Raw genomic sequence first — 25,054 nt, 5'->3', positions numbered from 1 at the left:
TAGCTAACTGCTAAAAGCTAATAGCTCTTTTACTTTCGCTTAAAAAACACAAACCCGTTCTTTTCCCCGATTAATTCCAGGTTAGGGTGATTCCGGTAAGATTCGCTGTCTGTGATACGGCAAATAAAATAAGCCGGTTTGTCTACCGGACCATTCAGCAACCAGTCTTCATTGCGATAGTTAGGGTTGGTGGACGGCTGTTTTCTGGTGTAAAATAAGTGTGCATAGCTATGGTAGCCCAAAGCCTTTACATACACATCCTTGCCTATAAAAGACTCAAAATATTCAATCGCGGCCGCCTGGGAATATTTTTCCACTTTGGGTACAAAATGTACTACTGTTATTTGAATGGCGATAATTGTACTGGTAAAAAGGCAGAGCATCCCTGCCTGTACTTTATGACGGAACAGCAATACCCCGCTGATGATTACCAGCAGTACATAGGCTATCCCGAAGCCGGTTTCCCATACGGACCAGTTTACATCAGCCTGGAGATTAGCTTTAGCAAACTGATCGCCAATCATCGGGATCAGTTGTGCCTTATACACCCCTACCAGTGGCAGGAGTGCGATAGCAATACCCAAAACAATACCTATGAACAGCATGAGCGAGATATTCCAGCCACGCAACCTGAGCTTGCCTTCCAGTATACGGTATACCTGGGTAGCAGCGAGGTAGCTGAGCGGGAAATAACAAAGGGAGGAATAGTGTACTATTTTGGTTTTCACAATAGAGAACAGCAGTAACACTACCCAGAACAGTACCCACATCCATATACGGAAATCTTTCAGCTCAAGAGATTGTGTTAAATAGATTGATTTTTTACGGCCCTGTAAATAGGTAAACAGGAAGATGCTGGCGGGAAAACATCCTACCAGCAGTACGATCCAGTGGTAGAAGAAGGGACCGCCATGCCCGGCATCCGGTGTGGTAAACAACCTTACCTGGTAAATAACAAATTGGTTGACGAATTCCCATCCATGTGTCAGGATCTCATATCCAAACCAAAGGAGGGTGGTAAGGCTGGCAAATAATGTTATCCATAGTATATGCAGGAAGCTGATGTTTGTTTTCCCCTTTTTGTAGATCCAGTATACCATTAATGTAAGCACGGCAATAATGATAGCTGCCGGCCCTTTAGTTAGTACGGCCAGGCCGAGGAAGATACCGCTTAGTATAGCCATACGGGATGGCTTGTCATTATATGAAATGCGGTAAGCATAGTATACCGCCAGGAAAATAAAGAAGTTGAAAGTAGGATCTATGATGCCCGACTTAAAATAAAAATGGGGTAGCCAGGAGCCTGCATAAATCAGTGCCCACCAGAAGCCGAATCTATCATCTATCAGTTTTTTACCGATACCAAACAGGACCAGCAGGGTAGCAATACCGATGATGGCATTGGGAAAACGTGCCGCAAATTCATTTACGCCAAACAGGTGCATACTGATTACCTGCATCCAGATAAACAGTGGTGGTTTTTCCCAGAAGGGCTGAAAGTCTATTTGTACCTGGGTATAGTTACCACTTACAATCATTTCTCTTGCAGCTTCTGCAAAATTGATCTCATCCCAGTCAAACAAATGAACTGCTCCCAGGAAGGGGACAAATAAAAATGCCGCCACTATGGCTATCAATAGGTATTTCATGCGCAATCGTCTATTAGTGCTAACGAGCTAAATCCAAATCAGTAAAATGTTCAGGTGGCTTCTATCACATTGCCCGCTGCTGGTTGCGGGCAAACCTTTGATGCGGTTGTTTTTTCCCGAAGCTGAAACAGGTAGCATACCAGTACCGCAGAAAGGGTGCCTATAATACTGCCTACATAAACATCTGCATAAAAATGCTGTGCCAGGTACAAACGGGAGTGGGCAGCACCCAGTGCCAGCGCCATAAATAATAATCCCAGCCGTTTGTTGGCTACAATGATAGCCAGGAAACAGAACATGCCGAAAGCCCCTGCGGTATGCCCTGAAGGAAAGCTGTTACTGCCATGTACGGTTACCCATTTCACCGTATGAATGATACTGGTATCCTCAAAGTAGCTGATAGGTCTGGGGGCATTTAAAGCATGCTTCGCCACCTGTACCACTACGGTGACCAGCAAAAAGGTGGCCAATCCCATAAAAAACAGCCGGAATTTTTTCATAATCAGCAATACCACCAGCAGGATGGCAAAAGAAATACCATCTCCCAGGTAAGTGATACCGGTTACCAATACGTCGGCCCAGGGCGCGTGTGCCTGGTTAACGGATAGGAACAGTTCCTCCTTTGTGAACTTCGAGAACAGTATGCCTCCCGCAATTACCCAAAGCAGAAAGGGAAGAAAGAAGTAAGCATTCTTTCTTAACAGTGATAACATCGTTTTCAAATTACGGTGTTTTAAGTTGTAGGTAGCTTCTCTTTTTGTTTTTTCAGTTGCTGATAAAACTTTTTAATAAGCTGTAATATGCGAAAATAAAATTCTTTATTGAATAACTGTGAATCATTCATGGCCTTATAAATAAGGAAGGCCGCAATAGGAAGGAGCACAATATTGGATAGCCACATGCCACTCCAGGTAGTCATGACATCACTGCGGGCCATTTTTTCACCCACCATGAAGAAGATATTGAAGATCACAAAGAAGACTACGGCAAATACAAGCGGTGTGCCTAATCCTCCCTTACGTATGATAGAGCCCAGCGGCGCCCCTATCAGGAACATCACGATACAGGCTACGGCCAGGGTAAACTTGCGCTGCCATTCCACTTTGTGCAGGAGCATCAGGTTAAATTTATCCTGAAATTCTTTGGCGGTAGGTTCCAGTGTACTTTGGGTTTCGCGGATAGTTTGCTCTGCTCTTTCCAGAATATAACGCCTTGATTTCTCAGGTATTACTTCTTCAAAAGTAGTAGCTTTTAATGGAGGTACAGTGGCTGCCCATCCGGTGTCTTTCCATTTATAAAAAGGGTAGCGGGTGGTAACATAGGCGTTCACTGTACGGCTATAGGCGCTGATTTCTTTTTGTATGGAATCAATGGACTTATCCAGCTGGCGGATATTCTGCATTTGCTGGTTGGATGCAAACAATCCCATATCCAGGCGGCTGAAAGCCAGGGTGCTCATATCAAAGGCCTTTTTATACTGCTTAAAACCCATCCGGATCATATCTCCCGGTGCATTGTAGCCCCTGTTGTTTCGTTCTTCATAGCGCCAGCCGTCGTTCAGCACAAAATATAAAAAGCGTTTATCCTTAGACAGGACCATGGTGCCCTTTTCTGCCAGGATCAGTTTATCGCCGCCGCTGCCGGACGACTTGTCAAAGATCATTACCTGGTGGATGGTCTGGTTATCCTTTTCCTTCTGGGCAACTTTGATGGTATAATTGGGAATATCGCTGTAAAAAACGCCTGGTTTAATGTTAAATGCCGGTTTGGCGTTGGTAATATCATACAGCAGTGATTTGGACTGCAGATTGGCTAATGGGATGACATAATTGGCAAAGAGAAATGCCAGTATCGCAATGATTGTACATACGAACAGGAGGGGGCGTATAAAGCGCAAGAGGGATATGCCGGATGATTTCAGGGCAACGAGCTCAAAACTCTCCCCCAGATTGCCGAAGGTCATGATAGAGGACAGGAGCACCGCCAGCGGCAGGGCGAGTGGTACCAGGCTGGCACTGGTGTAAGTAAGCAGCTGTACGATCGTGCCGGTATCCAGGCCTTTCCCTACCAGGTCTTCGATGTACTTCCACAAAAATTGCATGACAAGTACAAACAAAGTCACAAAAAAGGTAGCGATAAACGGACCCAGAAAAGTTTTTATAATGAGTTTGTCCAGTTTTTTCACAGATGTATTACTTTAACATTACCCTCCGGCCCTAACAGCAAATACTGTTATTTTTACAGGGTATAAGGTGTAAAGTTAGCACGATTTCCCAAAGGACTGAAAAGGAATACCGTTAATTATATGGAAAATTTTTTACTGACGCCGGCAGAGCAGGAGGTAGCATACGATGCCAACTGGATTTATCTGAAAAACAGCATTATAGAAAAGGTGATGCTGCTGATGGGGCGTTTACAAACAGAACTGGCCACCCATGCAGCTGCAGCAGGTTTTCCATTTCCGGAAAACTGTCTGGAGCAGGGGGCAAAAATATCTAAGGGAGAGCGTTACCAGGAATTGCCCTATGTGATACTGGATTTTCCGCGGTATTTCAGTAAGGAGCGCATTTTCGCCTTTCGTACGATGTTCTGGTGGGGGCATTATTTCAGCTGTACCCTGCATCTGGCGGGAGAGATAAAAACAGCCTATCATGCGGCGCTGGTAGCGGGATATCCGTTACTGGCAGCAAATGACTTCCAGGTATACACACAGGAGGATCCGTGGTACCATGATTTTGAAAACGGGAATTACAGGCCTGTCGGCACTTTTACGGTTGATAAATGGGAAGCAATGGTATACCGGCAAGATTTTATTAAGCTGGCAAAACCTTTTGCATTAAACAGATGGGAAAAAATCATTCCAGATGTAGCGGCGGCTTATGCGGCACTACTTGCCTTGTTACAGTACAAAACCGGTTAATTACCGATGCGGTGAAAAAGGTCTTTTACCTGGTAGTGCCATAACTGGCTCTGGTCGGCAATTTCTTTCTTTTCGGCAAAGTCTTTAACGATCAGAATTGTTTCGCTGGTAACTTCTGAGATCTGGATACGGAATTCAAAAAATTCTCCTTTGGGTGAGTGTAACCAATGTAAGCGTATAAACTCATCCTCTTCCTGTTCCAGCACTTCAGCTTCTTCGGCATTGCCATTCCAGGAAAAAGAAAAGACGTTGTCTCTATAATCCACTTTATCGGCAAACCATTCCTGTAACCCGGCCGGGGTTGATAAAAACTCATACAGTATACCTGGTGAGCATCTTACCGGGAATTCTAACTCATATTGCACTTTCTTAGACATCTCGCGTTTATTAGTAAATCAATATCATCAAGCTGCAATTATAGAAAATATTTTATTCTGTCAAAATAATTTACGGTTTTTTTTTAAGTATTCTTATAATTCCCCCAATACGTTAATTAATTATATACTATTATTAATTTATTTAATGTTAAATAAACACACTTTGTAAATGCACCTTTATTAAGCCATCCATGCTGCTTTTAGCAGTGGAATCGTAAGAAAACTATAGTCAATCGATTTTGATTGAAAAGGATTCAAGAACGAAACATTTTTTTTGGCCACTATCTAAAAAAAGTTATTTTTGTCAGGCATTCATCTAATGTTAACTTTTTTTTAACCTGTAACTGTTCGGATCATATGTCAATGCGCCAACTCAAAATCACTAAATCAATTACTAACAGGGAATCACAGTCCCTGGAAAAGTATTTACAGGAAATTGGGAAAGTGGATTTAATTACGCCGGAAGAGGAGGTAAACCTCGCTATCCGTATTAAACAGGGTGATCAGCGTGCGCTTGAAAAGCTCACCAAAGCCAATCTTCGCTTTGTGGTGTCCGTTGCGAAACAGTACCAGAACCAGGGATTGTCACTGAGTGACCTGATTAACGAAGGGAACCTGGGGTTAATTAAAGCAGCTCAACGTTTTGATGAAACGCGTGGTTTCAAATTTATCTCTTATGCAGTGTGGTGGATACGCCAGTCTATTTTACAGGCTTTGGCAGAACAATCCCGTATTGTACGCCTGCCACTGAATAAAGTAGGTCTGAGTAATAAGATCAGCAAAGCTTATTCCCAGCTTGAGCAGGAGTTTGAAAGAGAACCTTCTCCGGATGAATTAGCCACCATCCTGGAAATCAACACAGAAGAAGTGGAAGCTACCTTAGGGGTGGCCGCACGGCACGTATCGATGGATGCACCCTTTATCGATGGAGAAGATAATTCCCTGCTGGACGTATTGGCCAATCCCAATGCCGTGAATGCAGACGACGAATTGGATCATCATGATTCCCTGCGTACTGAAATAGAACGTTCCCTGTCTACCTTAACGGATCGTCAGAAAGACGTAATTATCCTGTATTTCGGTATTGCAGTAGAGCATCCGATGTCGCTGGAAGATATTGGGGAAAAATTTGGCCTTACCCGTGAAAGGGTACGTCAGATAAAAGACAAAGCAATTACCAAGCTGCGTACTACTTCCAGAAGTAAATTGTTAAGAAACTACTTAGGTAGCTGATTATAAGCACAAAAGCATTGATGTTACGTAAAAGCTGGTAGTGTTTTGCCGGAAAGGCAATACACCATCAGCTTTTTACTTTACAGCGTTTGCTTTCCGCTCAAAAAATTATATTTTTGTAGCCCGAATGGTGAATATTCATGGATATTCACCATTCTTATTTGGGGTTTCAGGGCACAGCTGCCTTTCAGGGGCTGCCCCTCCCGGCTAGCGGGAATACCGGTAGCTATTCATTTCAACCAGTAAAATTGACTAAAAATAATGTTTGAATCATTATCAGAGCGGCTGGAGTCGGCGTTTAAACAACTCAAAGGCGAGGGCCGGATATCGGATATTAACGTAGCCAGTACCGTGAAGGAAATCCGCCGGGCATTGGTGGATGCGGACGTGAACTATAAAATAGCCAAGGAGTTTACAGACCGGGTGAAGGATAAAGCTTTGGGAGAAAAGGTAATTACCGCGATCTCTCCGGGGCAGCTGATGGTGAAAATTGTGAAAGATGAGCTGGCCGAACTGATGGGCGGTACAGAAGCAGAGCTGGATATTAAAACAAATCCTACTGTTATCCTCATAGCTGGTTTGCAGGGGTCGGGTAAAACCACCTTTTCGGGCAAACTGGCCAATTTCCTGAAAACGAAGAAAGGCAAGAAACCTTTGCTGGTGGCAGCGGATATTTACCGTCCTGCGGCAATAGACCAGTTAAAAGTACTGGGAGAGCAGATTGGAGTGGAGGTGTATAATGAGCCTGAGAATAAGAATGCCGTACAGATTGCAGAGAATGCTATCCGGGAGGCGAAACAAAAGGGAAATAACATTATCATCATAGATACCGCCGGCCGTTTGGCAGTGGATGAGGTGATGATGACCGAGGTGGCAAACATTAAAAATGCCGTTAATCCTAACGAAATCCTGTTTGTGGTAGATTCCATGACAGGGCAGGATGCCGTGAATACCGCCAAAACATTTAATGAAAGGCTGGACTTTACCGGGGTGGTACTGACAAAACTGGATGGTGATACCCGTGGTGGAGCTGCACTGACGATCAAGTATACGGTAGCAAAGCCCATCAAGTTTGTGAGCATGGGCGAAAAGCTGGATACCCTGGATGTGTTTTATCCGGAAAGGATGGCACAGCGTATCCTGGGGATGGGAGATATCACCACCCTGGTAGAACGTGCGCAGGAGCAGTTTAATGAGGAGCAGGCCAAGAAGCTGGAAAAGAAAATCCGGCAGAACCAGTTTGATTTTGATGACTTTAAAGAACAACTCCAGCAGATCAAGAAAATGGGTAACCTGAAAGATCTGATGGGCATGATACCCGGTGTGGGCAAAGCGATCAAGGATATTGACATCAGTGATGATGCCTTTAAGGGGATAGAAGCCATGATTAATTCCATGACGCCGCAGGAACGGGGAAATCCGGACATTATTGATGGTGGCCGTCGCAAGCGTATCGCTAAGGGTTGTGGTAAGGAAATCCAGGATGTGAATCAGTTCATGAAGCAGTTTGAACAAATGCGCCAGATGATGAAAATGATGAACAAATTTGGTGCAGGCGGGAAAGGATTGAAAGGAATGGGAGCTATGAGATAAATTCCATTAGGAATGTTCGGTTTTGAATTTGTAGATTTGCAGTGCAGTGGAATTCAGGATGGGTTCTCAAAGATTCGGTAAATAATTTTGAGAATATCAATTTAATGAATACATTTGCAGCCCTTATTAAACAATATTTATTCACTCGCAAAAAATAATCTCGACTTATTTATGCCAGTTAAAATCAGATTACAGAGACATGGCGCAAAGAAAAGACCTTTCTATTTTATCGTAGTAGCCGATGCGCGGGCTCCAAGAGATGGTAAATTCATCCAGAAAATAGGTACTTACAATCCTTTAACTGTTCCGGCATCTATCAATATAGATACGGAGAAAGCATTACGCTGGTTACAGAAAGGTGCACAACCTACTGATACCGTTAGAAGGATCCTGTCTTTCAAAGGTGTATTATACCTGAAACACCTGTTAAGAGGTGTGAACTTAGGTCTGTTTGATGAACCTACTGCTTACCAGAAATTTGGTCAGTGGCAGGCTGAGCACGAGCAGAAAGTTTCTGCACGTCGCGAAGGTCAGAGAAAAGCAAGAGCAATTGTTCCAGTGGTGAAAAAAGTAGAAGAAGCTCCGGCCGCTCCTGCTGCACCCGCTGAAGGTGAAGGTACTGAAGCCTAAGCCAAACGCTTAACCATACTAAAAGGAAATATTTGTACGCAAATATTTCCTTTTTCTTTTTAACTATGAGCTATGAGCCTTGAGCTTCTAGCTGCGAGTAGTGATTGAAGGCCCTGCCTTACAAAACACTAAGCTTACATTAATTTCAGACAAAAGTCATTTAAAGCTAAAAGCTAACGGCTAAAAGCTAATAGCTTCTTTAATACATGAACAATTACTTTAGCATAGGGAAACTGATCGCTACTTTTGGACTGGAGGGAGAGCTGGTCATGCGGCATAGCCTCGGAAAAAAGACCGCACTGAAAGGTGTGGCGGCTCTTTTTCTGGAAGAACACAAAAACAGCTTTATTCCCTATTTTCCCCAGAAGATTACAGCCAAGGACCATGAACATGTGTACGTGAAGCTGGAAGGGGTAGATACCAAGGAAATGGCTCAAAAGCTGGTTAAAACACAGGTATATCTTACCGAGGCTGACTTTAAGCAGCATACTGCCGCCGCAGCCCCCCTGGCATTACTGGGATTTGCGGTGGAAGACCAGCAGCGGGGACCACTGGGAGTAATTGAAGAAGTGATTGAAATGCCGATGCAGGTATTGGTAAAAGTAATGATTCAGGGAAAGGAAGCCTTGCTGCCGGTAAATGAACAATCATTATTGAAAATAGATAAGCAAGCCCAGGTGGTATTACTTGATTTGCCAGATGGACTGATTGACCTGTATATTGACTAGCAGCGTTGCTAATAATAATTGATTATCATGCGTATAGACATTATTTCCGTATTGCCGGAGTTGCTGGAAAGCCCTTTTGCCCATTCCATTATGAAAAGGGCGCAGGATAAAGGGCTGCTGGAGGTACATGTGCACCAGTTGCGGGAATATACTACCTATAAGCACAATCAGGTGGACGACTATCAGTTTGGCGGTGGCGCCGGCATGGTGATGATGATAGAGCCTGTTGTAAATGCCATAGAAGCCCTACAGGCTAAAGTGCAGTACGATGAAGTGATTTTCTTAACACCTGATGGAGAAACCTTTAATCAGAAAATAGCCAATCAACTGTCCTTAAAAGGCAATCTTTTGTTCTTATGCGGGCATTATAAGGGAATTGACCAGCGTATCCGTGACCATTTTATTACCCGGGAGATTTCTATCGGCGATTTTGTGTTATCCGGCGGAGAGCTGGCAGCAGCGGTGGTAGTAGATGCGATAGGCCGGCTGATACCCGGAGTACTGAATGATGAAACTTCTGCCTTGCTGGACTCTTTTCAGGACAATCTGCTGGCGCCTCCCGTGTATACCCGACCGGTGGAATACAGGGGCTGGAAAGTGCCCGATATCCTTTTAAGCGGCGACCATAAAAAGATAGATGAGTGGCGGCATAACCAGTCGGTAGACCGGACCCGGGAGCGTAGACCAGACCTTTTGTAGAAATTATACAGGCTAATCACTATTTATAATAAATTGATTACCTGATGTATATAGGAAAGTAATTGAATAGCACCCAATTAATTTGGTTTTTTTACCCAAGTTATTTGGAATTTGTAACCAGGTAGTGTACTTTTGCACTCCCATAAATATATTTGAAAGATGAACGCAATTTCCTTTGTTCACGAGCAACTGACAGCAAAGAAACAATATCCGAAGTTTAAAGCAGGCGACAACGTCACTGTAAACTATAAAATTGTAGAAGGTAACAAGGAGAGGATCCAGTCCTTCAAGGGTGATGTACTGAAAATCCAGGGTACCGGAGCAACTGCTTCTTTTACCGTTAGGAAAATTTCTGATGGTGTAGGTGTTGAAAGATTATTCCCTCTGCAGTCTCCCAATATCGATTCTATCGTATTGAACAAAGTGGGTAAAGTAAGAAGAGCGAAACTGTACTACCTGCGTGAACGCGCTGGTAAAGCAGCCCGTATTAAAGAAAAAAGGGTTTAGTATAAATACAGGGAAATTAGTATTAAGCGGGGGCCTATCCGGCCCCCGTTTTTTGTGTTCCTTAAAATGACATTAAAAGTGCATACGGTGCTGCCGGAGGGGGTGAAAAACTTAAATTTATCAGCTATCTTTGTTAGCTGAACTTTATAAATGATTGAGAAAATGACTGCAGTATTTGTGAAAGCACCTTTTTTACTCCTCCAAGATTTAGGTATGTCAGAACTACTTTTAATAGGAATAGTTTTCTTGTTATTATTCGGGGGTAAAAAAATTCCTGAGTTAATGCGCGGGCTTGGCAAAGGTATACGTGAGTTTAACGATGCCAAAAATAATGTACAGCGGGAAATAGAAGAGGGTATCAAGGAAAAACCCGTAACTGCTGCTACTACCGATACTACTGCCACCAGCACCACTACCTCCACTACAGAGGAAACGCATAAGCAGGCTTAATTGCATTACGATCTTCACTCCCGGTGAAGATTTTTTTTTGATTTAAATAACTAACTGGTTTGGCCTTGTCTGAATTCAGCAGTATAAGCACATTTCAAACAGCTTTATACGCCGGCAGTACTACCTGTACGGAAACAGTTACCCGTTTTCTTACCCGTATAGCAAAATCGAGGCATCTAAATGCCTATCTGGAAGTATTTGAGGAGGAAGCCCTGGAAAAAGCGCGTTTACTCGATGCCCGCATTAAAAACGGGGAACCGGTAGGGGCATTAGCCGGGGTGGTGATAGGGATCAAGGACGTGATTTGCTATAAAGGGCATAAAGTAAGTGCAGCTTCCCGTATACTGGAGAATTTCACTTCACTTTACTCCGCCACAGCCGTAGAAAGGCTGCTGGAAGCAGATGCCATCATCATTGGCAACCTCAATTGTGATGAATTTGCCATGGGGTCTACCAACGAAAACTCTGCATACGGGCCGGTGCTGAATGCACTGGATAATACCCGGGTACCCGGCGGTTCGTCCGGCGGGTCGGCAGTAGCGGTGCAGGCTGATTTATGCCATGTAAGCCTGGGAAGTGATACCGGCGGGTCTGTACGTCAACCGGCTGATTTTTGTGGCATTGTAGGGCTGAAACCTACTTATGGCCGTATTTCCCGTCATGGTCTGATCGCTTATGCGTCCTCTTTTGATCAAATCGGGATTTTTGGCAGGAATATTGCGGATGTGGCAGCTGTGCTACAGGTGATAGCCGGACCGGATGAATACGACAGCACTGCATCTCAAAAGGAGGTGCCATTATACCACGTTGGGCCTGAGCACAATAAATCCTATAAATTAGCGTATTTAAAGGATGCTTTATACCATGAAGGGCTGGATCCGGAGATGAAAGCCGGTTATGAAAGCTGCTTTGAGGAGCTGAAAGCGGCAGGAAACACTATAACACCAGCAGATTTTGCTTACCTGGATTATGTAGTTCCCGCCTATTATGTGCTTACCACAGCCGAAGCGTCGTCTAATTTATCACGTTTTGATGGGGTAAAATATGGGCATAGTACCCCGCTTACCAACCTGGACCTGGTGGGTTTTTACAAAAAAAGTAGGTCTGAAGGTTTTGGGAAAGAAGTAAAACGTCGTATATTACTGGGCACTTTCGTCCTGAGTGCGGGCTATTATGATGCATATTATACTAAAGCTCAGCAAGTTAGACGATTAGTGGTGGATAAGCTGACAACCTTGTTGTCGCAGTATGATGCCATTTTGATGCCAACTGTACCCTCTACGGCCTTTAAAATAGGGGAGAAAATGGAAGATCCCATAGCTATGTATCTGGCCGATATTTATACAGTACTAGCAAATCTGGCAGGGGTTCCGGCGATTTCCGTACCTTTGCACCGGCATTCGAACGGGATGCCATATGGGATACAGATTATCACGAAGAAGTTTGACGAAGCGAACTTGTTGAACATTGCCCAGCAGCTAATGCGGCAGGAACAGGTCACTATAGTTTAATATAAATAATGTGTATGAGAAAAATCTTTTTACTACTACTGCTGCCCTTATTGGGTTTTGTGCGCGTGGAGGCGGCAGAAAGCAACGGAGCAACTGGTGAAACAGTACTCCTGAAAGAAATGCTCGACACTACTATCCTGAATCGTAAGGTACATTTGCCGAAGGACACTACGGTACATGTTTCACCTACTACCATTGCAGTAAAAAAGGCGGCACAGAGCATGCCCGCCGTTGTACGCAATCCAAAGGTATACGAACAGATTAATAACAATCTTGTTGCCGGATATGTGAACAGCTATGCAACGCGTTATAGCCAGCATCTGCAAATTATGGTGGATAAGGGACAGCCTTATTTTGTCATGATAGAAAAAGTGTTTAAAGAGCATGGTATTCCTGAAGAAATGAAATACCTCGCTGTTATTGAATCCAGTTTTAATACCAATGCCCGCTCCAGAGTAGGTGCAGTAGGTGCCTGGCAATTTATGGCCGGAACTGCCCGCATATTCGGATTAAGTGTAGGTAAAAAAGTGGATGAGAGAAAAGACTTTTATAAATCTACCCTGGCGGCAGCACAATTCTTAAATCAGCTGTATGATCAGTTTGATGACTGGTTGCTGGTGGTAGCTGCTTATAACTGCGGGGCCGGTGGGGTACAACGTGCCATGAAAGCAAGCGGCCGCAACGATTTCTGGGGCATGCAATATTTCCTGCCTGCAGAATCCCGTAATCACGTATACAAATTCATTGCTACCGGATACATCCTGGATAGATTTAATAACTTCTTCGGTGTAGGTGATGAGAATGATTTTGTTGCCAGACAGCAGGCGGACGCTGGTGTAGTGATAGCAGATAAAAACGCAGCTTTAACAGAAGATGAGATTTATAGCACAGTAGAGTGCAATATCACCGGGAAATACCGCCTGGAGGCTATTGCCAAGAAACTGGAAATGGAAGTGAGTGAGCTGGACCGTTTAAATCCTGGTTTTGCCAAACTGATGGCAACCCCTGAAAACAGCTACGATCTGCGTATACCACAGGAAAAGATGAAACAGTTCATGGCGCAGAAAGAAGATATTCTGAAAGAGTCGGTACAAATGACCCTGGATGATAGAGCTGTTTCGGTAGACAAGTCAAGGTTCCCGCCACCGGCAAAAATTGCAGACAGGAGCGCCGATGCTAAGTCGCCACCTGCAGTTAAGAAAGCCAAAACAGGTACCAAAAAACACACCGCTTCTAAAAAGTATACTACTAAAAAACGTACTACCACCAAGAAGCATACTACCGCAAAGAAAGCTTAACAAAGCAATTATCATTATACAAAAAGAGGATCGTGTGAACGATCCTCTTTTTTATTTGATCAAATTATCGCAGTAAAATCAGCCCAGGCCAGCCGACCAGTTTTTCCTTTTCACGCTCCAATTTACAAGATCGAGTAGCGGGCCTGTCATGAAAGTAGTAGCCAGGGCCATCAGCACCATCATCGCAAATATTTCGGGCGACAAAATACCCAGGTCATAACCTATATTTAATACTACCAGCTCCATCAGGCCGCGGGTATTCATCAAAGCGCCTATAGATACTGCCTGATGCCAGGGTTGGCCCATCAGGCGGGCAGTGATAGTGCTGGCCCCGAATTTACCCGATACCGCCACCAGCATAATCATCACAAAAACGACCCATAAGTGCCCTTGTGTAAGTAAGCCAATGTGGGTTCTTAATCCGGTATAGGCAAAAAAGATAGGGAGTAGCAGTAATACACTTACATCTTCCAGTTTATCCGTCAGCAGTTTCCGGATACTGATTTCCTGGGGCATAATTACACCTGCTAAAAAAGCGCCAAACAGGGCGTGAATACCAATAATTTCCGCCAGCCAGGCCGATATCAGCAGGATGAAGAAAACAAGGGATACGGTAGCCTTATGGTGCCCTTTTATAGCCTGGCGCTGTATGGTGCGTTGCAGCCAGGGCCTGATTACATATAACATAGCAGCTACAAATAAAGCCGCCAGTGCGATAGTTACCAGTGCACTTAGTACACTGCCTGCTTTTACAATAGCTACTACCGCCGCCAGCATACACCAGGCGGTAATATCATCGGCTGCTGCACAGGTAATTGCCATAATACCCAATGGCGTACCAGTGAGATGCCTTTCCTGTACAATCCTGGCCAGCACCGGAAAAGCAGTAATGCTCATAGCGATGCCCATGAATAGCGCAAAGGACAGGAAACTGATATTGGCGGGGGCAAATTGTTCGTAGATGAAATAAGCCAGGGATACTCCCAGGAAAAAGGGTACTATAATACTGGCATGGCTGATCATTACTGCATCGTGCGCTTTATGCCTTATTTTGGCGAGGTCCAGTTCCATCCCTACGATAAACATAAAAAAGGCAAGGCCGATCTGGCTAAGGAACTGCAGGCTTTTGGTATCAGCAGGGAAGAGAAAGGCAGAAAAATCAGGGGCTACCCAACCCAAGAGGGAGGGGCCAAGAATAACACCTGCAATGATTTCGCCTACGACTGCCGGTTGTTTTATTTTGCCTGCCAGCATTCCAAAGATGCGTGCCACCAGTACAATTACAATGATTTGTAGGAGCAGCAAACTTAAAGGATGCTGCAGATTGTGTACCAGCTGTGCCCAGGAGCTTTGTTCAGCTCCGGCAATGGCAGCAGGAGAGGAGGCTGTTATGGAGGTACCGGCATCGGTAAGCGGCTTTACAGGTAAATCACTTCCCAGTTTAATGATAAGCCATATTAAACTACCAAATACCCCGATAATAAGTGGATAGAGTAGCAAACGTTTATTCATGACAGCCTGTTTTGTGTCCGAAATATAGGAAGATATTATCGTAAGTGCAGTAAAGGAAAGTGATACAGTGCAGGGGCTTATGTTATATATACCCCACACTGTATCGGGTATCATTAATTTTCTTCTTCAGGCGGGTGTAGTTGTGCACGGAAGTTTTGTGTCAGGTCATACAGTTCCTGGATAGGTACAGGCTTTCTGCTGCTATTGGCGATGTCTTGTCCTTCAGTGGTCCAGAGGAAGGGAACGAAGCTATAAGCAGTGTCGCCATCCAGTGCGGCCACTTCCTTTTCCCATCCCTGCCAGCGCTGATGCTGATAAAATTCGTTCATATCACCGGTGAAGCACCAGTCCAGAAAATCGGAATAGGACACATGCAGGTTTTCCCAATTTAAGGTGTCCGGAGCGAGATAATAAACATGTCCGAGGTCTGTACCCAGATCCCCGCCATTAATAGCAAAGAAGCCACCTAATACATCATCTGCAATCAGTAAAAAACCTGGTGTTTCTCCATCTGCCAAAAAACTTTTTCCTTCATTCCAGTCAGGTATGGATCTTTTCAGCCGGTCATGGCCGGAGCCCAATATTCTGAGCCAGCCATGGTCTACAAGTAAGCCACCTGTTTCAAAGATAATGGCGCCCATAGGAGAGTGGGTGGTCACCTGGGTCTGTAATAATGCGATAGTTGCCTGAGAGGTGGTAACCGGTAGTATTTCTATCTGGTTCATGGAAGCCTGGATCCATTCCTGTACATAAGGCCAGGCAGGGTCGGTTTTGTTGATTAATTCTTCTAATGTGCGCATATGCTGTAAATGTTGAACGGATAATAATTAAAACCGTTGATCAGTTACCGGCAATGCCGCAGTTGCAGGAAGTAGGTAAAGGATCCTGTTTAATGCAAGGGAGTTACCGCTGCATTAAACAGGATATACAAAGTTAAGCGTTTTTAATGGCAGCAATACCTGGTAATATTTTGCCTTCAAAATACTCCAGCATAGCACCACCACCGGTGGATACATAACTTACTTTATCCGCCAGGCCAAATTGGTTGACAGCAGCTACAGAGTCGCCACCGCCTACCAGCGAAAACGCGCCCTGTTCAGTCGCCTTCACGATAGCATCTGCCACCGCTTTGGTACCTCCCTGGAAAGCTTCCATTTCAAAAACTCCCATCGGGCCATTCCACAGGATGGTTTTAGAAGCCATGATCACTTTGCTGAAAAGCACTACGGATTCAGCGCCGATATCCAGTCCCATCCATCCTGCAGGGATATTATCGTTAGATACGAGTTGTGTATTGGCATCCGCTGCAAATTTGTCGGCAGCAATAGAATCTACCGGCAGCAGCAACTGTACGCCTTTGGCCTTGGCTTTACTGAGTAACTCGTTTGCCAGGTCCAGCCGGTCGTTTTCACATAAAGAGCTGCCTATTTCTTTACCCATCGCTTTCAGGAAAGTATAAGCCATACCACCGCCAATGATGATATTATTGGCTTTATCCATCAATGTTTCAATGATGAGGATCTTATCACTCACTTTAGCACCTCCCAGGATGGCAGTAAACGGAGATTGGGAGTTGTGTAATACTTTTTCCGCATTGCTTACTTCTGCTTCCATCAGCAGGCCGAACATACGGTTGGTATCAGAGAAATCCTGCGCAATCACCGCTGTAGAAGCATGGGCACGGTGTGCAGTACCAAAAGCATCATTCACGTATACATCTCCCAGTTTAGCCAGTTGTTTGGCAAAGTCAGCATCCCCTTTTTCTTCTGCTTTATGAAAGCGGAGGTTCTCCAGCAGCAATACTTCTCCCATCTGGAGGTTGGCCGCTGCCTGTTCTGCTGCTGCGCCTACACAATCTTCGGCAAACTTAACAGTAGTGCCGTTCAGGAGGGAAACCAGGTGGGATACAAGGTGTTTTAAGGAATATTTTTCAGTAGGTCCGTCTTTTGGGCGGCCCAGGTGGGACATCAGAATAACAGCGCCACCATCTTTCAGGATCTTTTGGATAGTGGGTACTGCAGCACGCATGCGGGTATCATCCATGATTTCATACTTATCATTCAGGGGAACATTAAAATCTACCCTCACCAATGCTTTAAGACCTTTGAAGTTAAAATCTGAGAACTTGCTCATAATGTGTTGTTTTGTGATAAGAGGAAAGGTTTTTCAACAAAAAAACCGCTGCATCGCCAGCATAAGCATGGCACCGCCAGGATTAACCGGGCATATGGCTGCTTTTGGTGAGCGTTGCTGCGGTAGTACTACCACTGTAATGGTAAAGAAAGGGCTGACTAAAAGGCCTGCATTTGGAAGCAGGAGTCCACGTTACGCCCTGGGGCATAGGTGGTACTTTCCTTTTGGTCAGCCCGGATTATTATTTGCTGATTAAACCGGCAAAATATTTTACCGTGCGAACCAGTTGAGATACATAGCTCATTTCATTATCGTACCAGGCTACTGTTTTAACCAGTTGCTGGTCGCCTACTGTCAATACACGTGTTTGTGTACCATCATACAGGGAGCCATAAGTGATACCGATCACATCTGAGCTTACAATTTCATCTTCGGTATAACCAAAAGATTCGCTGGAAGCAGCTTTCATAGCGGCATTAATTTCTTCTACCGTTACTTTTTTGTTCAGGATGCTGGTCAGTTCAGTTAAGGAACCAGTGATAGTAGGAACGCGTTGTGCGCTACCATCCAGCTTGCCTTTCAGTTCCGGTAATACCAGACCGATTGCTTTAGCAGCACCGGTGCTGTTAGGAACGATGTTGGCAGCAGCTGCACGGGCACGACGCAGGTCACCTTTTGGATGTGGGGCATCCAGGGTATTCTGGTCGTTGGTGTAGGCATGAATAGTAGTCATTAAACCACTGGCAATACCGTAAGTATCCTGTAATACCTTAGCCATTGGAGCCAGACAGTTGGTGGTGCAGGAAGCACAGGAAATAACTGTTTCGCTGCCATCCAGTATTTCATGGTTTACATTGAATACAATTGTTTTCAGGTCGCCGGTGGCAGGAGCAGAAATTACGACTCTTTTTGCACCAGCAGTGAGGTGAGCGGCAGCTTTATCTTTATCGGTAAAGAAACCGGTACATTCAATAACCACATCAATATCATGCTCTTTCCACGGAATTTGTGCCGGATCCCTCTGGGCATATATCTTCACATCTTCACCATTCACATTGATCGCACTGTCCGAATGTTTCACCGCTGCATCAAATCTACCCTGTGCTGAATCATACTTCAGCAAATGCGCCAGCACGGTAGGACTGGTAAGGTCATTAATCGCTACCACGTCAATACCCGGCATGTTGTAAATCTGGCGGTAAACCAAACGGCCGATACGACCAAAACCATTAATACCAATTTTAAGAGTAGTTCCCATTTTACACTGTGATTTGATTATGAAAAAATCGAGTAGCGAATTTACGAGCAATACGGGTATTATGCAATAGAAATTTCTGTTAACGAAATTTTTTTTGCAAATATAAAAAGTCCTATTACCTTTGCAATCCCAAATATGATATCCATTAAGGTTTCATATATGATTTGCCGCGTTGGTCAAGGGGTTAAGACGCCTCCCTTTCACGGAGGATTCACGGGTTCGAATCCCGTACGTGGTACAAGAAATAAATTTGTAAATTTGAGTATTAACTGCAAGATTTACAAAACAAGTTAAGGCAAAGAAGTTTGCCGCGTTGGTCAAGGGGTTAAGACGCCTCCCTTTCACGGAGGAATCACGGGTTCGAATCCCGTACGTGGTACAAAAACGGACCAAGGTTCGAAGAATTAAAGGGTTGCTCATAAAGCGACCCTTTTTTTATTGATTCTCCGCAGGTTATATCTGCTGGTCAACAAAAGCGGTGCTAAGTAACCCCACCCATACCAGCAATATCATATGTCCTCCCTGATTACAGCATGTTTCTGAAAGATGTTACATGTTTCACTTACAAGACAAAATCCATTTCAAAGCTGTAAAAATACTTAGGAGCATGTTTCACCGTTAAGACAACCCCTTGTCTGAACTTGAGCGGAAGCAGGTACTGGGCTGGTAATCGTAGCCATCCGGGCATATTGTAATAGTTAATGTTCAGGAGAGATCCAAGCTGCAGCCCTATGGAAGGAACAAATATCAATGATGTGTTTTCGTTACCATACTGGATACCTCCTTCAGTATATCCATAAACTCCGATGAATTTTTTATCGCTTATCCAGTAATCAAAATTACTCCTGATTCCTACCCTGAACTGCTGGGTTGGCTTTTTGTGAAACTCATCTATGTAAGGCCCCATCTCTCCCCAGCTGTAAACTATTGTGTATCCATTCCAGTTATCCCATACTCCCTTTTTTCCTCCCCTGGAATTAAAAGTATACCGGTTTGAAATTGATCCGGCATTAACCCTTAATTCAAAAGAACGATAATAATTTTCAGTAGAAAAGGAAGGTCCGTTTATCCCTACAACCACTGAATTCCCGACCCTGCTTTTTATAAAATTACGGTAAGGTAAAATCTGAGCTGCTTTTCTCATGGAATCAGTGACCATTGAAGCATTTTCAAATAATGAAGACAGATCAGAATTATAGGGAATGGGAACCAGCTGAAGACATGGAATATGATCTATCAGGTAATTGGCCTGGAGCTTTTTTTCCTCAGGAATGCGTGATAGAAAGCCAGTTGCTGGCTGTGGGGAAGCGCTATTTTCAAAAGCCGTCCACAAATCGGTTAATGACAATCTAACTGCCGCTATTACCCTCACTGATTCCTGAGCGAATCCGGGGTCGCTAAATGTTCCATCTCCGTGAGCTTTCCAGATTTCACCTTTTTTGTTCACGACCACGGTACCATTTGCCGAATAAAAGTCATGTAAGGATTTGTTATTCACTACTGACGACACAACGGTTCTTTTTACTACCAGGTGGCCTGCAGAAAAAGCATCTTCTAAAAAGTGGTCGGCAAAACTGTTAAATAGCAGCGCCAGTTTCAATAAAGCCTTTGCCTGTTCCGGATCGTCTTTAAGTCTTCCGCCTTTAGCAGCCAAATCCATTGCCACCAAATGAAGAGTTACATACATATTGATAGCATTGGTTTTATTCAGTTGGTTAAATGCTGCATTCGCCAATTCTGTGGACTGGCATTGACGGATGAAGTCTTTATCAAAAAAGCGCAACTGATCTTGAAAAGATTTACCATACTGATAAAAATGAGAAAGGTTTTTTACCGCCAGCAGGGCATAACCTAAATCAAGTTTAACCAGCTTACCATCCGGAGCAGCGGTATAGCCCATAGCAATATATTCATTGTGTAGGGCGATGATCTTTTGAAGGAAGGAACTGCTGTCAGAAAGTAATCCGATAAGCGCATAAGGATCACTTACATGATCTCCGCTCAGGCCGTTTAATGCTCCATAAGAAATACGCCGTTGCCGGTCGTTAAGAGACATTGGAAAATCATAAACACCGTTTTCGCTGTTTGCTCTAAAATCCAGTAAAGATTGAAATAGGATGGCATTACCACTTTGTGGAAGTGAAGAGATGAATTTAATAAATGCCTGATCACCTATTGCCTTATGTTCACCATAATTGTACGCTGAAACACTCAGGGGCAAAAAAAAAGCACTGCGTTTAAAAGGTTCATTTTTTTCATTATACACCAGTTAATTTCAACTGCTATTATTATAATCCTAATTACATTTCATCTCCATTAAATGAGGGACTGGCGGTAAAGAGAATATTTCATGTTTTGTGCGCAGCATGGGATACAAGCGATTCTAATTTAATCATCTTTGAATTGTACTTTGCAAAAAAAAACATCATGATTATTTGGGAGGTTGTGTATATTTATAAGTGTTCGTCATTGTACAAGAATACTATGCACAGACAGAATATTCGCAAATAACTTCAATGAACCATGACAAGATTAGATCCCATAATTGCAGTAAAAGATGTTGAAGCCAGTGCAAATTGGTATCAAAGAATATTTGGGTTTACAAACAGTCATGGTGGTGATAATTTTTCAGTTTTAGTTTCTGCCGATAATGAAATTATGCTTTGCCTGCACAAATGGGGAGAGCATAACCATCCAACAATGACAAATCCAACTATAACACCGGGAAATGGGCTATTGCTTTATTTCAGAACAGACAATATGATTAATATCTATCAAAATGCCATTGAAGCAGGCTGTGTAATAGAAGAGGACATTCACTTAAATGAAAACTCTTTGAGAAAAGAATTTTCATTTCGTGACCCTGACGGATATTTTTTGACGGTTACAGAATTTCATAGATATGAAGGGTAACTTTCATGGGCATAAAGGTACTAACGGTACCGCATACTGTATATCGTTCCTGAATCAGGCAATATTAGGAAAGATCCATTTCCGGAATCACGCCTTCTACCACCAGCCGTCCGGCAGTAGCAGCGATGATTGCCTCCACTGAAACACCTGGTGCTCTTTCTATCAGGCGAAACCCGCCTTCGGGCAGCACATCAATCACCGCCATTTCAGTCACAATCTTCCTGACGCAGCGAACTCCGGTAAGCGGCAGTGTGCAGACCGGCAGCAACTTGCTTTCACCATGTTTGTTAGTGTGCTGCATGGCTACAATAATATTCCTGGCGGATGCTACGAGGTCCATTGCGCCTCCCATACCCTTCACCATTTTCCCGGGTATTTTCCAGTTAGCAATATCTCCGTTTTCAGACACTTCCATTGCCCCCAGGATGGTAAGGTCTACCTTTTGTGCCCGTATCATTCCGAAACTCATCGCAGAATCAAATATGGCAGACCCCGGCAATACAGTAACCGTTTGTTTGCCAGCGTTAATAAGGTCAGCATCTTCTGTCCCTTCAAGTGGGAAGGGACCCATACCCAGCAGGCCATTCTCCGATTGGAGCACCACCCGTAAGCCTTCCGGAATATAATTTGCAACGAGCGTTGGTATTCCAATTCCCAGGTTGACATAAGAATTGTCCTTTATTTCTTTTGCTATCCGCCGTGCAATACCATTTTTATCGATCATAAGGCATTATTTATTTCTTGTTGTTCGCTGTTCAATCCTTTTTTCGTACTTCGCTCCCTTAAAAACCCGATGAACATAAATACCTGGAGTATGCACTTCATCCGGATCCAGCTCGCCAGCCTCCACCAGGTGTTCTACTTCCGCGATAGTGATCTTGCCAGCCATCGCCATCAGGGGATTGAAATTTCTGGCTGTTGCACGGAATACAAGATTACCAGCCGTATCACCTTTCCATGCTTTTACGATAGCAAAATCCGCATCAAATGCTTCTTCCAGTAAATACGCTTTTCCTTTGAAAACCCTTACTTCCTTTCCAGCTTCTACCTCTGTACCTACACCAGCGGGTGTGAATACTGCCGGCATCCCATATCCGGCTGCCAGGCAGCGGGTGGCGAGTGTTCCCTGTGGGATCAGTTCTACCTCAAGTTCTCCCGTCAACAGTTGCCTTTCAAACTCCGCGTTCTCACCTACATAGGAAGCGATCATCTTCTTTACCTGCCGGTTGGCCAGTAACATGCCAATGCCAAAACCATCTACCCCAGCGTTATTGGAAATGCAGGTCAACCCCTGCACCTTCTTTTTAATCAGTGCCGCTATGCAATTTTCGGGAATGCCGCAAAGTCCGAAGCCTCCCAGCAGCACCGTGGCACCATCGCAGATGTCTTCAACAGCTGCATCTGCATTCATCACTACTTTATTAATCATCCTGTTTTGATTTAATTCATTACTGGGCAGACCAGCCGCCGTCAAGCGGGAGAGCGGTACCTGTGATTGTTCCTGGTTCGTCTTCCGCCAGCAACATCACCATCGCACATACTGTTTCCATGGGTATAAAGGACTTTACTGCCTGTTTAGCCAGAAAAACTTCGGTCATAACTCGTTCTTCAGACATATTGTGTGCCCTGGCCTGGTCTTGCACCTGTTTTTCCACCAATGGGGTATGCACATATCCAGGACAGATGGCGTTGCAAGTAATGTTGAATGGGGCTCCTTCCAGTGCAAGTGTTTTGGTAAGCCCAACAATTCCGTGTTTGGCGGCCACATAGGCGGACTTAAATGCAGATGCGAATAAACCGTGAATAGATGCAATGTTGATGATACGCCCGAACTGCTGGCTTTTCATCACCGGCCAGACAGCCTTGGCCAGATGAAATGCAGCGGAAAGATTAATAGCGATGATATCATCCCATTTGTCATCAGGAAAGTCTTCCACAGGACTAACATGCTGGATACCTGCGTTATTCACCAGTACATCCACCGAGCCGAAAGTAGCCACACATTGCTGTACCATTTCCCGCAGTGCCTGAGGGGAACGTGCATCGGCACCGGAAAAGAGGTGCCGGATCTGATAGCGTTCTGCAACACCGGCAGCTATTTCCCCGCCGTTTTTCTCTACCCCGTTGAAAAGAATATTATATCCCTTTGCGGCAAAAGCATGGGCAATGCCCAACCCTATTCCGCTGGTGCTGCCTGTGATTAATACTGTTCTTGTACGCATACGCAATAACTGTTAAATGATACCTGTCAGATAGTATAGTAAGATAATGAGGAAAACGGTAGCCGTTTTAATTAATGTCATGACGAAGATATCGATATAAGATTGCTTGTGTGTGAGCCCGGTAATGGCCAGTAAGGTGATCACAGCCCCGTTATGTGGCAGTGTATCCATACCGCCGCTGGCCATAGCAGCCACACGATGCATCACCTCCGGGCTGATACCTGCTTCGGCCGCCTGTTTAATATAGGTATCTCCCATGGTGGCCAGCGCAATGCTCAGGCCTCCAGAAGCAGATCCGGTAATACCCGCCAGGGTTGTAGTGGTAACAGCCTCATTGATCAACGGATCTTTGATTGCCCCTCCCAGGTTGCTATGGACCCTGGCAAATCCTGGCAATGCGGCAATAACGCTGCCAAATCCATATTCGGAGGCCGTGTTCAGGGTAGCCAGCAATGCCCCGCCAACAGACAACTGCACCCCGGATTTAAACTGATGCCGGACCCGATTGAAGCTGGTTGCTAATACAGTAATAATACCTATACCGAGCCCAGCCTCCACTGCCCATACTGCGCTATATTTGGAGATCTCTAATGGTGATACATTAGGAATACCAATGGTGGTAAAGTCGAATGATTCTCCATAGTGTTGTACAATCAGACCAGAGAACACCTTATTGCAGATACCTACGAGTATTAAAGGAAGAATTGCTATGAGCGGATGCGGCATTCCTTCGTCCTGGTGTACAGCAGCATCACTATTGTGTTTTCCATATCCCTCGCCGGCTGCCAGTGCACGTTTTCTCCGGAACTCAAGGTAACACATGCCGGAAACGAATATGAGGATACTTCCGCAAAGGCCGAGCATAGGTGCAGCCCAGGTGTCGGTATGAAAAAAAGTAGTTGGGATGATGTTCTGAATCTGGGGCGTGCCAGGTAGGGCATCCATCGTGAAGGTAAATGCTCCCAGCGCAATAGTGCCGGGAATAAGCCTTTTAGGAATATCAGCCGCCTTGAACAGCTCCACCGCAAAAGGATATAACGCAAAGGCAACTACGAATAGGGAAACGCCTCCATATGTTAGTACTGCACCCACCAGCACAATGGCAAACATTGCCCGCTGTTTGCCGATAATGTTAATAATGGCTATGGCAATAGCCCTGGCCGAACCAGATATTTCGATCAGCTTTCCGAAAATTGCGCCCAGCAGAAATACGGGGAAATACAGTTTGATAAACCCTGCTGTTTTTTCCATAAATATGCCGGAGAAAAAAACGGGTACAAGATCAGGTTCCGTTAACAATACCGCCAGCAATGCCGCTACCGGTGCAAATAATATAACGCTGAACCCCCGATAGGCTACAAACATTAAAAAGAAGAGCGCCAGCAAAATAATCAGAATGTCCATAACGTAGCATTGTAAAG

General features: G+C 44.5%; 24 protein-coding genes and 2 tRNA genes. 13 read left to right on the top strand and 13 right to left on the bottom strand.

The window, feature by feature from the left end:
• Positions 1–29: 29 nt before the first annotated feature.
• The 3 genes from ABR189_RS14025 to ABR189_RS14015 are packed head-to-tail and all read right to left on the bottom strand — an operon-like array spanning position 30 to position 3,834.
• Positions 30–1,649 (bottom strand): ArnT family glycosyltransferase, encoded by a 1,620-nt coding sequence (locus ABR189_RS14025; RefSeq protein ID WP_354661142.1) that lies wholly within the window; start codon positions 1,647–1,649, stop codon positions 30–32.
• Between the two features lie 50 nt (positions 1,650–1,699).
• Complete coding sequence (locus tag ABR189_RS14020; protein ID WP_354663591.1) at positions 1,700–2,362, bottom strand: phosphatase PAP2 family protein; 663 nt, start codon at positions 2,360–2,362, stop codon at positions 1,700–1,702.
• Between the two features lie 20 nt (positions 2,363–2,382).
• Positions 2,383–3,834 (bottom strand): LptF/LptG family permease, encoded by a 1,452-nt coding sequence (locus ABR189_RS14015; protein WP_354661141.1) that lies wholly within the window; start codon positions 3,832–3,834, stop codon positions 2,383–2,385.
• Positions 3,835–3,954: 120 nt separating this feature from the next.
• On the opposite strand from ABR189_RS14015, the gene ABR189_RS14010 reads away from it, so the two are divergent.
• Positions 3,955–4,569: a hypothetical protein gene (locus ABR189_RS14010; RefSeq protein ID WP_354661140.1), complete on the top strand. Its 615-nt coding sequence runs from the start codon at positions 3,955–3,957 to the stop codon at positions 4,567–4,569.
• Here the strand turns inward: ABR189_RS14010 and ABR189_RS14005 are convergent.
• On the bottom strand, positions 4,566–4,946 hold the full coding sequence (locus ABR189_RS14005) for an START-like domain-containing protein (protein ID WP_354661139.1): 381 nt from the start codon (positions 4,944–4,946) through the stop codon (positions 4,566–4,568). The genes ABR189_RS14010 and ABR189_RS14005 overlap by 4 nt on opposite strands.
• A 357-nt stretch (positions 4,947–5,303) precedes the next feature.
• Between ABR189_RS14005 and ABR189_RS14000 the strand changes: the two genes are divergently transcribed.
• The 9 genes from ABR189_RS14000 to ABR189_RS13960 all read left to right on the top strand — a co-directional run bounded on the left by ABR189_RS14000 (position 5,304) and on the right by ABR189_RS13960 (position 13,595).
• Entirely contained in the window at positions 5,304–6,179 is an 876-nt protein-coding gene (locus tag ABR189_RS14000; RefSeq protein ID WP_354661138.1) for a sigma-70 family RNA polymerase sigma factor, read from the top strand.
• 261 nt (positions 6,180–6,440) lie between these two features.
• Positions 6,441–7,772, top strand: a complete 1,332-nt coding sequence (gene ffh, locus ABR189_RS13995; RefSeq protein ID WP_354661137.1) for a signal recognition particle protein — start codon at positions 6,441–6,443, stop codon at positions 7,770–7,772.
• 171 nt (positions 7,773–7,943) lie between these two features.
• The gene (gene rpsP / locus ABR189_RS13990) at positions 7,944–8,402 is read left to right on the top strand and encodes a 30S ribosomal protein S16 (protein WP_354661136.1); all 459 of its coding nucleotides are present in this window, start codon (positions 7,944–7,946) and stop codon (positions 8,400–8,402) included.
• A 206-nt stretch (positions 8,403–8,608) separates the two neighbouring features.
• The gene (rimM, locus tag ABR189_RS13985; RefSeq protein ID WP_354661135.1) at positions 8,609–9,130 is read left to right on the top strand and encodes a ribosome maturation factor RimM; all 522 of its coding nucleotides are present in this window, start codon (positions 8,609–8,611) and stop codon (positions 9,128–9,130) included.
• Positions 9,131–9,157: 27 nt separating this feature from the next.
• Positions 9,158–9,829 (top strand): tRNA (guanosine(37)-N1)-methyltransferase TrmD, encoded by a 672-nt coding sequence (gene trmD, locus ABR189_RS13980; RefSeq protein WP_354661134.1) that lies wholly within the window; start codon positions 9,158–9,160, stop codon positions 9,827–9,829.
• A 159-nt stretch (positions 9,830–9,988) separates the two neighbouring features.
• Positions 9,989–10,336 carry a 50S ribosomal protein L19 gene (gene rplS / locus ABR189_RS13975; protein ID WP_354661133.1) on the top strand — a complete coding sequence of 116 codons (348 nt, stop codon included), beginning with the start codon at positions 9,989–9,991 and terminating at the stop codon, positions 10,334–10,336.
• 213 nt (positions 10,337–10,549) lie between these two features.
• Positions 10,550–10,786 (top strand): Sec-independent protein translocase subunit TatA/TatB, encoded by a 237-nt coding sequence (locus ABR189_RS13970; RefSeq protein ID WP_354661132.1) that lies wholly within the window; start codon positions 10,550–10,552, stop codon positions 10,784–10,786.
• A gap of 65 nt (positions 10,787–10,851) precedes the next feature.
• The gene (gatA, locus tag ABR189_RS13965) at positions 10,852–12,297 is read left to right on the top strand and encodes an Asp-tRNA(Asn)/Glu-tRNA(Gln) amidotransferase subunit GatA (protein ID WP_354661131.1); all 1,446 of its coding nucleotides are present in this window, start codon (positions 10,852–10,854) and stop codon (positions 12,295–12,297) included.
• A 14-nt stretch (positions 12,298–12,311) separates the two neighbouring features.
• Positions 12,312–13,595 (top strand): lytic transglycosylase domain-containing protein, encoded by a 1,284-nt coding sequence (locus ABR189_RS13960; protein ID WP_354661130.1) that lies wholly within the window; start codon positions 12,312–12,314, stop codon positions 13,593–13,595.
• A 78-nt stretch (positions 13,596–13,673) separates the two neighbouring features.
• On the opposite strand, the gene ABR189_RS13955 is transcribed toward ABR189_RS13960, so the two are convergent.
• The 4 genes from ABR189_RS13955 to gap all read right to left on the bottom strand — a co-directional run bounded on the left by ABR189_RS13955 (position 13,674) and on the right by gap (position 18,498).
• Positions 13,674–15,107 carry a cation:proton antiporter gene (locus ABR189_RS13955; RefSeq protein WP_354661129.1) on the bottom strand — a complete coding sequence of 478 codons (1,434 nt, stop codon included), beginning with the start codon at positions 15,105–15,107 and terminating at the stop codon, positions 13,674–13,676.
• 113 nt (positions 15,108–15,220) lie between these two features.
• Positions 15,221–15,907, bottom strand: coding sequence for a DUF2625 domain-containing protein (locus ABR189_RS13950; RefSeq protein WP_354661128.1), 687 nt, complete (start codon positions 15,905–15,907; stop codon positions 15,221–15,223).
• A 133-nt stretch (positions 15,908–16,040) separates the two neighbouring features.
• On the bottom strand, positions 16,041–17,240 hold the full coding sequence (locus ABR189_RS13945) for a phosphoglycerate kinase (protein ID WP_354661127.1): 1,200 nt from the start codon (positions 17,238–17,240) through the stop codon (positions 16,041–16,043).
• Between the two features lie 241 nt (positions 17,241–17,481).
• The gene (gene gap / locus ABR189_RS13940; protein WP_354661126.1) at positions 17,482–18,498 is read right to left on the bottom strand and encodes a type I glyceraldehyde-3-phosphate dehydrogenase; all 1,017 of its coding nucleotides are present in this window, start codon (positions 18,496–18,498) and stop codon (positions 17,482–17,484) included.
• A gap of 166 nt (positions 18,499–18,664) precedes the next feature.
• Here gap and ABR189_RS13935 point away from each other — a divergent pair.
• Both ABR189_RS13935 and ABR189_RS13930 read left to right on the top strand, forming a co-directional pair.
• A tRNA-Glu gene (locus tag ABR189_RS13935) sits at positions 18,665–18,736 on the top strand.
• Between the two features lie 69 nt (positions 18,737–18,805).
• Positions 18,806–18,877, top strand: a tRNA-Glu gene (locus tag ABR189_RS13930).
• A 183-nt stretch (positions 18,878–19,060) separates the two neighbouring features.
• Here the strand turns inward: ABR189_RS13930 and ABR189_RS13925 are convergent.
• Entirely contained in the window at positions 19,061–20,719 is a 1,659-nt protein-coding gene (locus ABR189_RS13925) for a hypothetical protein (protein ID WP_354661125.1), read from the bottom strand.
• A 302-nt stretch (positions 20,720–21,021) separates the two neighbouring features.
• Here ABR189_RS13925 and ABR189_RS13920 point away from each other — a divergent pair, with 302 nt between their 5' ends.
• Positions 21,022–21,411, top strand: a complete 390-nt coding sequence (locus ABR189_RS13920; RefSeq protein WP_354661124.1) for a VOC family protein — start codon at positions 21,022–21,024, stop codon at positions 21,409–21,411.
• A 64-nt stretch (positions 21,412–21,475) separates the two neighbouring features.
• Here ABR189_RS13920 and ABR189_RS13915 read toward each other — a convergent pair whose 3' ends face one another.
• The 4 genes from ABR189_RS13915 to ABR189_RS13900 are packed head-to-tail and all read right to left on the bottom strand — an operon-like array spanning position 21,476 to position 25,037.
• The gene (locus ABR189_RS13915; protein ID WP_354661123.1) at positions 21,476–22,135 is read right to left on the bottom strand and encodes a 3-oxoacid CoA-transferase subunit B; all 660 of its coding nucleotides are present in this window, start codon (positions 22,133–22,135) and stop codon (positions 21,476–21,478) included.
• Positions 22,136–22,141: 6 nt separating this feature from the next.
• Complete coding sequence (locus ABR189_RS13910; protein ID WP_354661122.1) at positions 22,142–22,840, bottom strand: CoA transferase subunit A; 699 nt, start codon at positions 22,838–22,840, stop codon at positions 22,142–22,144.
• A gap of 19 nt (positions 22,841–22,859) precedes the next feature.
• Entirely contained in the window at positions 22,860–23,633 is a 774-nt protein-coding gene (locus ABR189_RS13905) for a 3-hydroxybutyrate dehydrogenase (RefSeq protein WP_354661121.1), read from the bottom strand.
• 12 nt (positions 23,634–23,645) lie between these two features.
• Positions 23,646–25,037: a GntP family permease gene (locus ABR189_RS13900; RefSeq protein ID WP_354661120.1), complete on the bottom strand. Its 1,392-nt coding sequence runs from the start codon at positions 25,035–25,037 to the stop codon at positions 23,646–23,648.
• Positions 25,038–25,054 lie beyond the last annotated feature (17 nt).

Origin of the sequence: Chitinophaga sp. H8, from assembly GCF_040567655.1 — a bacterium.
Lineage (GTDB): Bacteria > Bacteroidota > Bacteroidia > Chitinophagales > Chitinophagaceae > Chitinophaga > Chitinophaga defluvii.
Note: the sequence above shows the minus strand (reverse complement) of the source record. Positions and strands in the feature narration are given on the sequence as shown.

Coding starts and splice junctions, on each gene's coding strand:
- ABR189_RS14025 (WP_354661142.1), bottom strand. CDS start 1,649: ATGAAATACCTATTGATAGCCATAGTGGCGGCATTTTTATTTGTCCCC.
- ABR189_RS14020 (WP_354663591.1), bottom strand. CDS start 2,362: ATGTTATCACTGTTAAGAAAGAATGCTTACTTCTTTCTTCCCTTTCTG.
- ABR189_RS14010 (WP_354661140.1), top strand. CDS start 3,955: ATGGAAAATTTTTTACTGACGCCGGCAGAGCAGGAGGTAGCATACGAT.
- ABR189_RS14005 (WP_354661139.1), bottom strand. CDS start 4,946: ATGTCTAAGAAAGTGCAATATGAGTTAGAATTCCCGGTAAGATGCTCA.
- ABR189_RS14000 (WP_354661138.1), top strand. CDS start 5,304: ATGTCAATGCGCCAACTCAAAATCACTAAATCAATTACTAACAGGGAA.
- ffh (WP_354661137.1), top strand. CDS start 6,441: ATGTTTGAATCATTATCAGAGCGGCTGGAGTCGGCGTTTAAACAACTC.
- rpsP (WP_354661136.1), top strand. CDS start 7,944: ATGCCAGTTAAAATCAGATTACAGAGACATGGCGCAAAGAAAAGACCT.
- rimM (WP_354661135.1), top strand. CDS start 8,609: ATGAACAATTACTTTAGCATAGGGAAACTGATCGCTACTTTTGGACTG.
- trmD (WP_354661134.1), top strand. CDS start 9,158: ATGCGTATAGACATTATTTCCGTATTGCCGGAGTTGCTGGAAAGCCCT.
- rplS (WP_354661133.1), top strand. CDS start 9,989: ATGAACGCAATTTCCTTTGTTCACGAGCAACTGACAGCAAAGAAACAA.
- ABR189_RS13970 (WP_354661132.1), top strand. CDS start 10,550: ATGTCAGAACTACTTTTAATAGGAATAGTTTTCTTGTTATTATTCGGG.
- ABR189_RS13960 (WP_354661130.1), top strand. CDS start 12,312: ATGAGAAAAATCTTTTTACTACTACTGCTGCCCTTATTGGGTTTTGTG.
- ABR189_RS13955 (WP_354661129.1), bottom strand. CDS start 15,107: ATGAATAAACGTTTGCTACTCTATCCACTTATTATCGGGGTATTTGGT.
- ABR189_RS13950 (WP_354661128.1), bottom strand. CDS start 15,907: ATGCGCACATTAGAAGAATTAATCAACAAAACCGACCCTGCCTGGCCT.
- ABR189_RS13945 (WP_354661127.1), bottom strand. CDS start 17,240: ATGAGCAAGTTCTCAGATTTTAACTTCAAAGGTCTTAAAGCATTGGTG.
- gap (WP_354661126.1), bottom strand. CDS start 18,498: ATGGGAACTACTCTTAAAATTGGTATTAATGGTTTTGGTCGTATCGGC.
- ABR189_RS13920 (WP_354661124.1), top strand. CDS start 21,022: ATGACAAGATTAGATCCCATAATTGCAGTAAAAGATGTTGAAGCCAGT.
- ABR189_RS13915 (WP_354661123.1), bottom strand. CDS start 22,135: ATGATCGATAAAAATGGTATTGCACGGCGGATAGCAAAAGAAATAAAG.
- ABR189_RS13910 (WP_354661122.1), bottom strand. CDS start 22,840: ATGATTAATAAAGTAGTGATGAATGCAGATGCAGCTGTTGAAGACATC.
- ABR189_RS13905 (WP_354661121.1), bottom strand. CDS start 23,633: ATGCGTACAAGAACAGTATTAATCACAGGCAGCACCAGCGGAATAGGG.
- ABR189_RS13900 (WP_354661120.1), bottom strand. CDS start 25,037: ATGGACATTCTGATTATTTTGCTGGCGCTCTTCTTTTTAATGTTTGTA.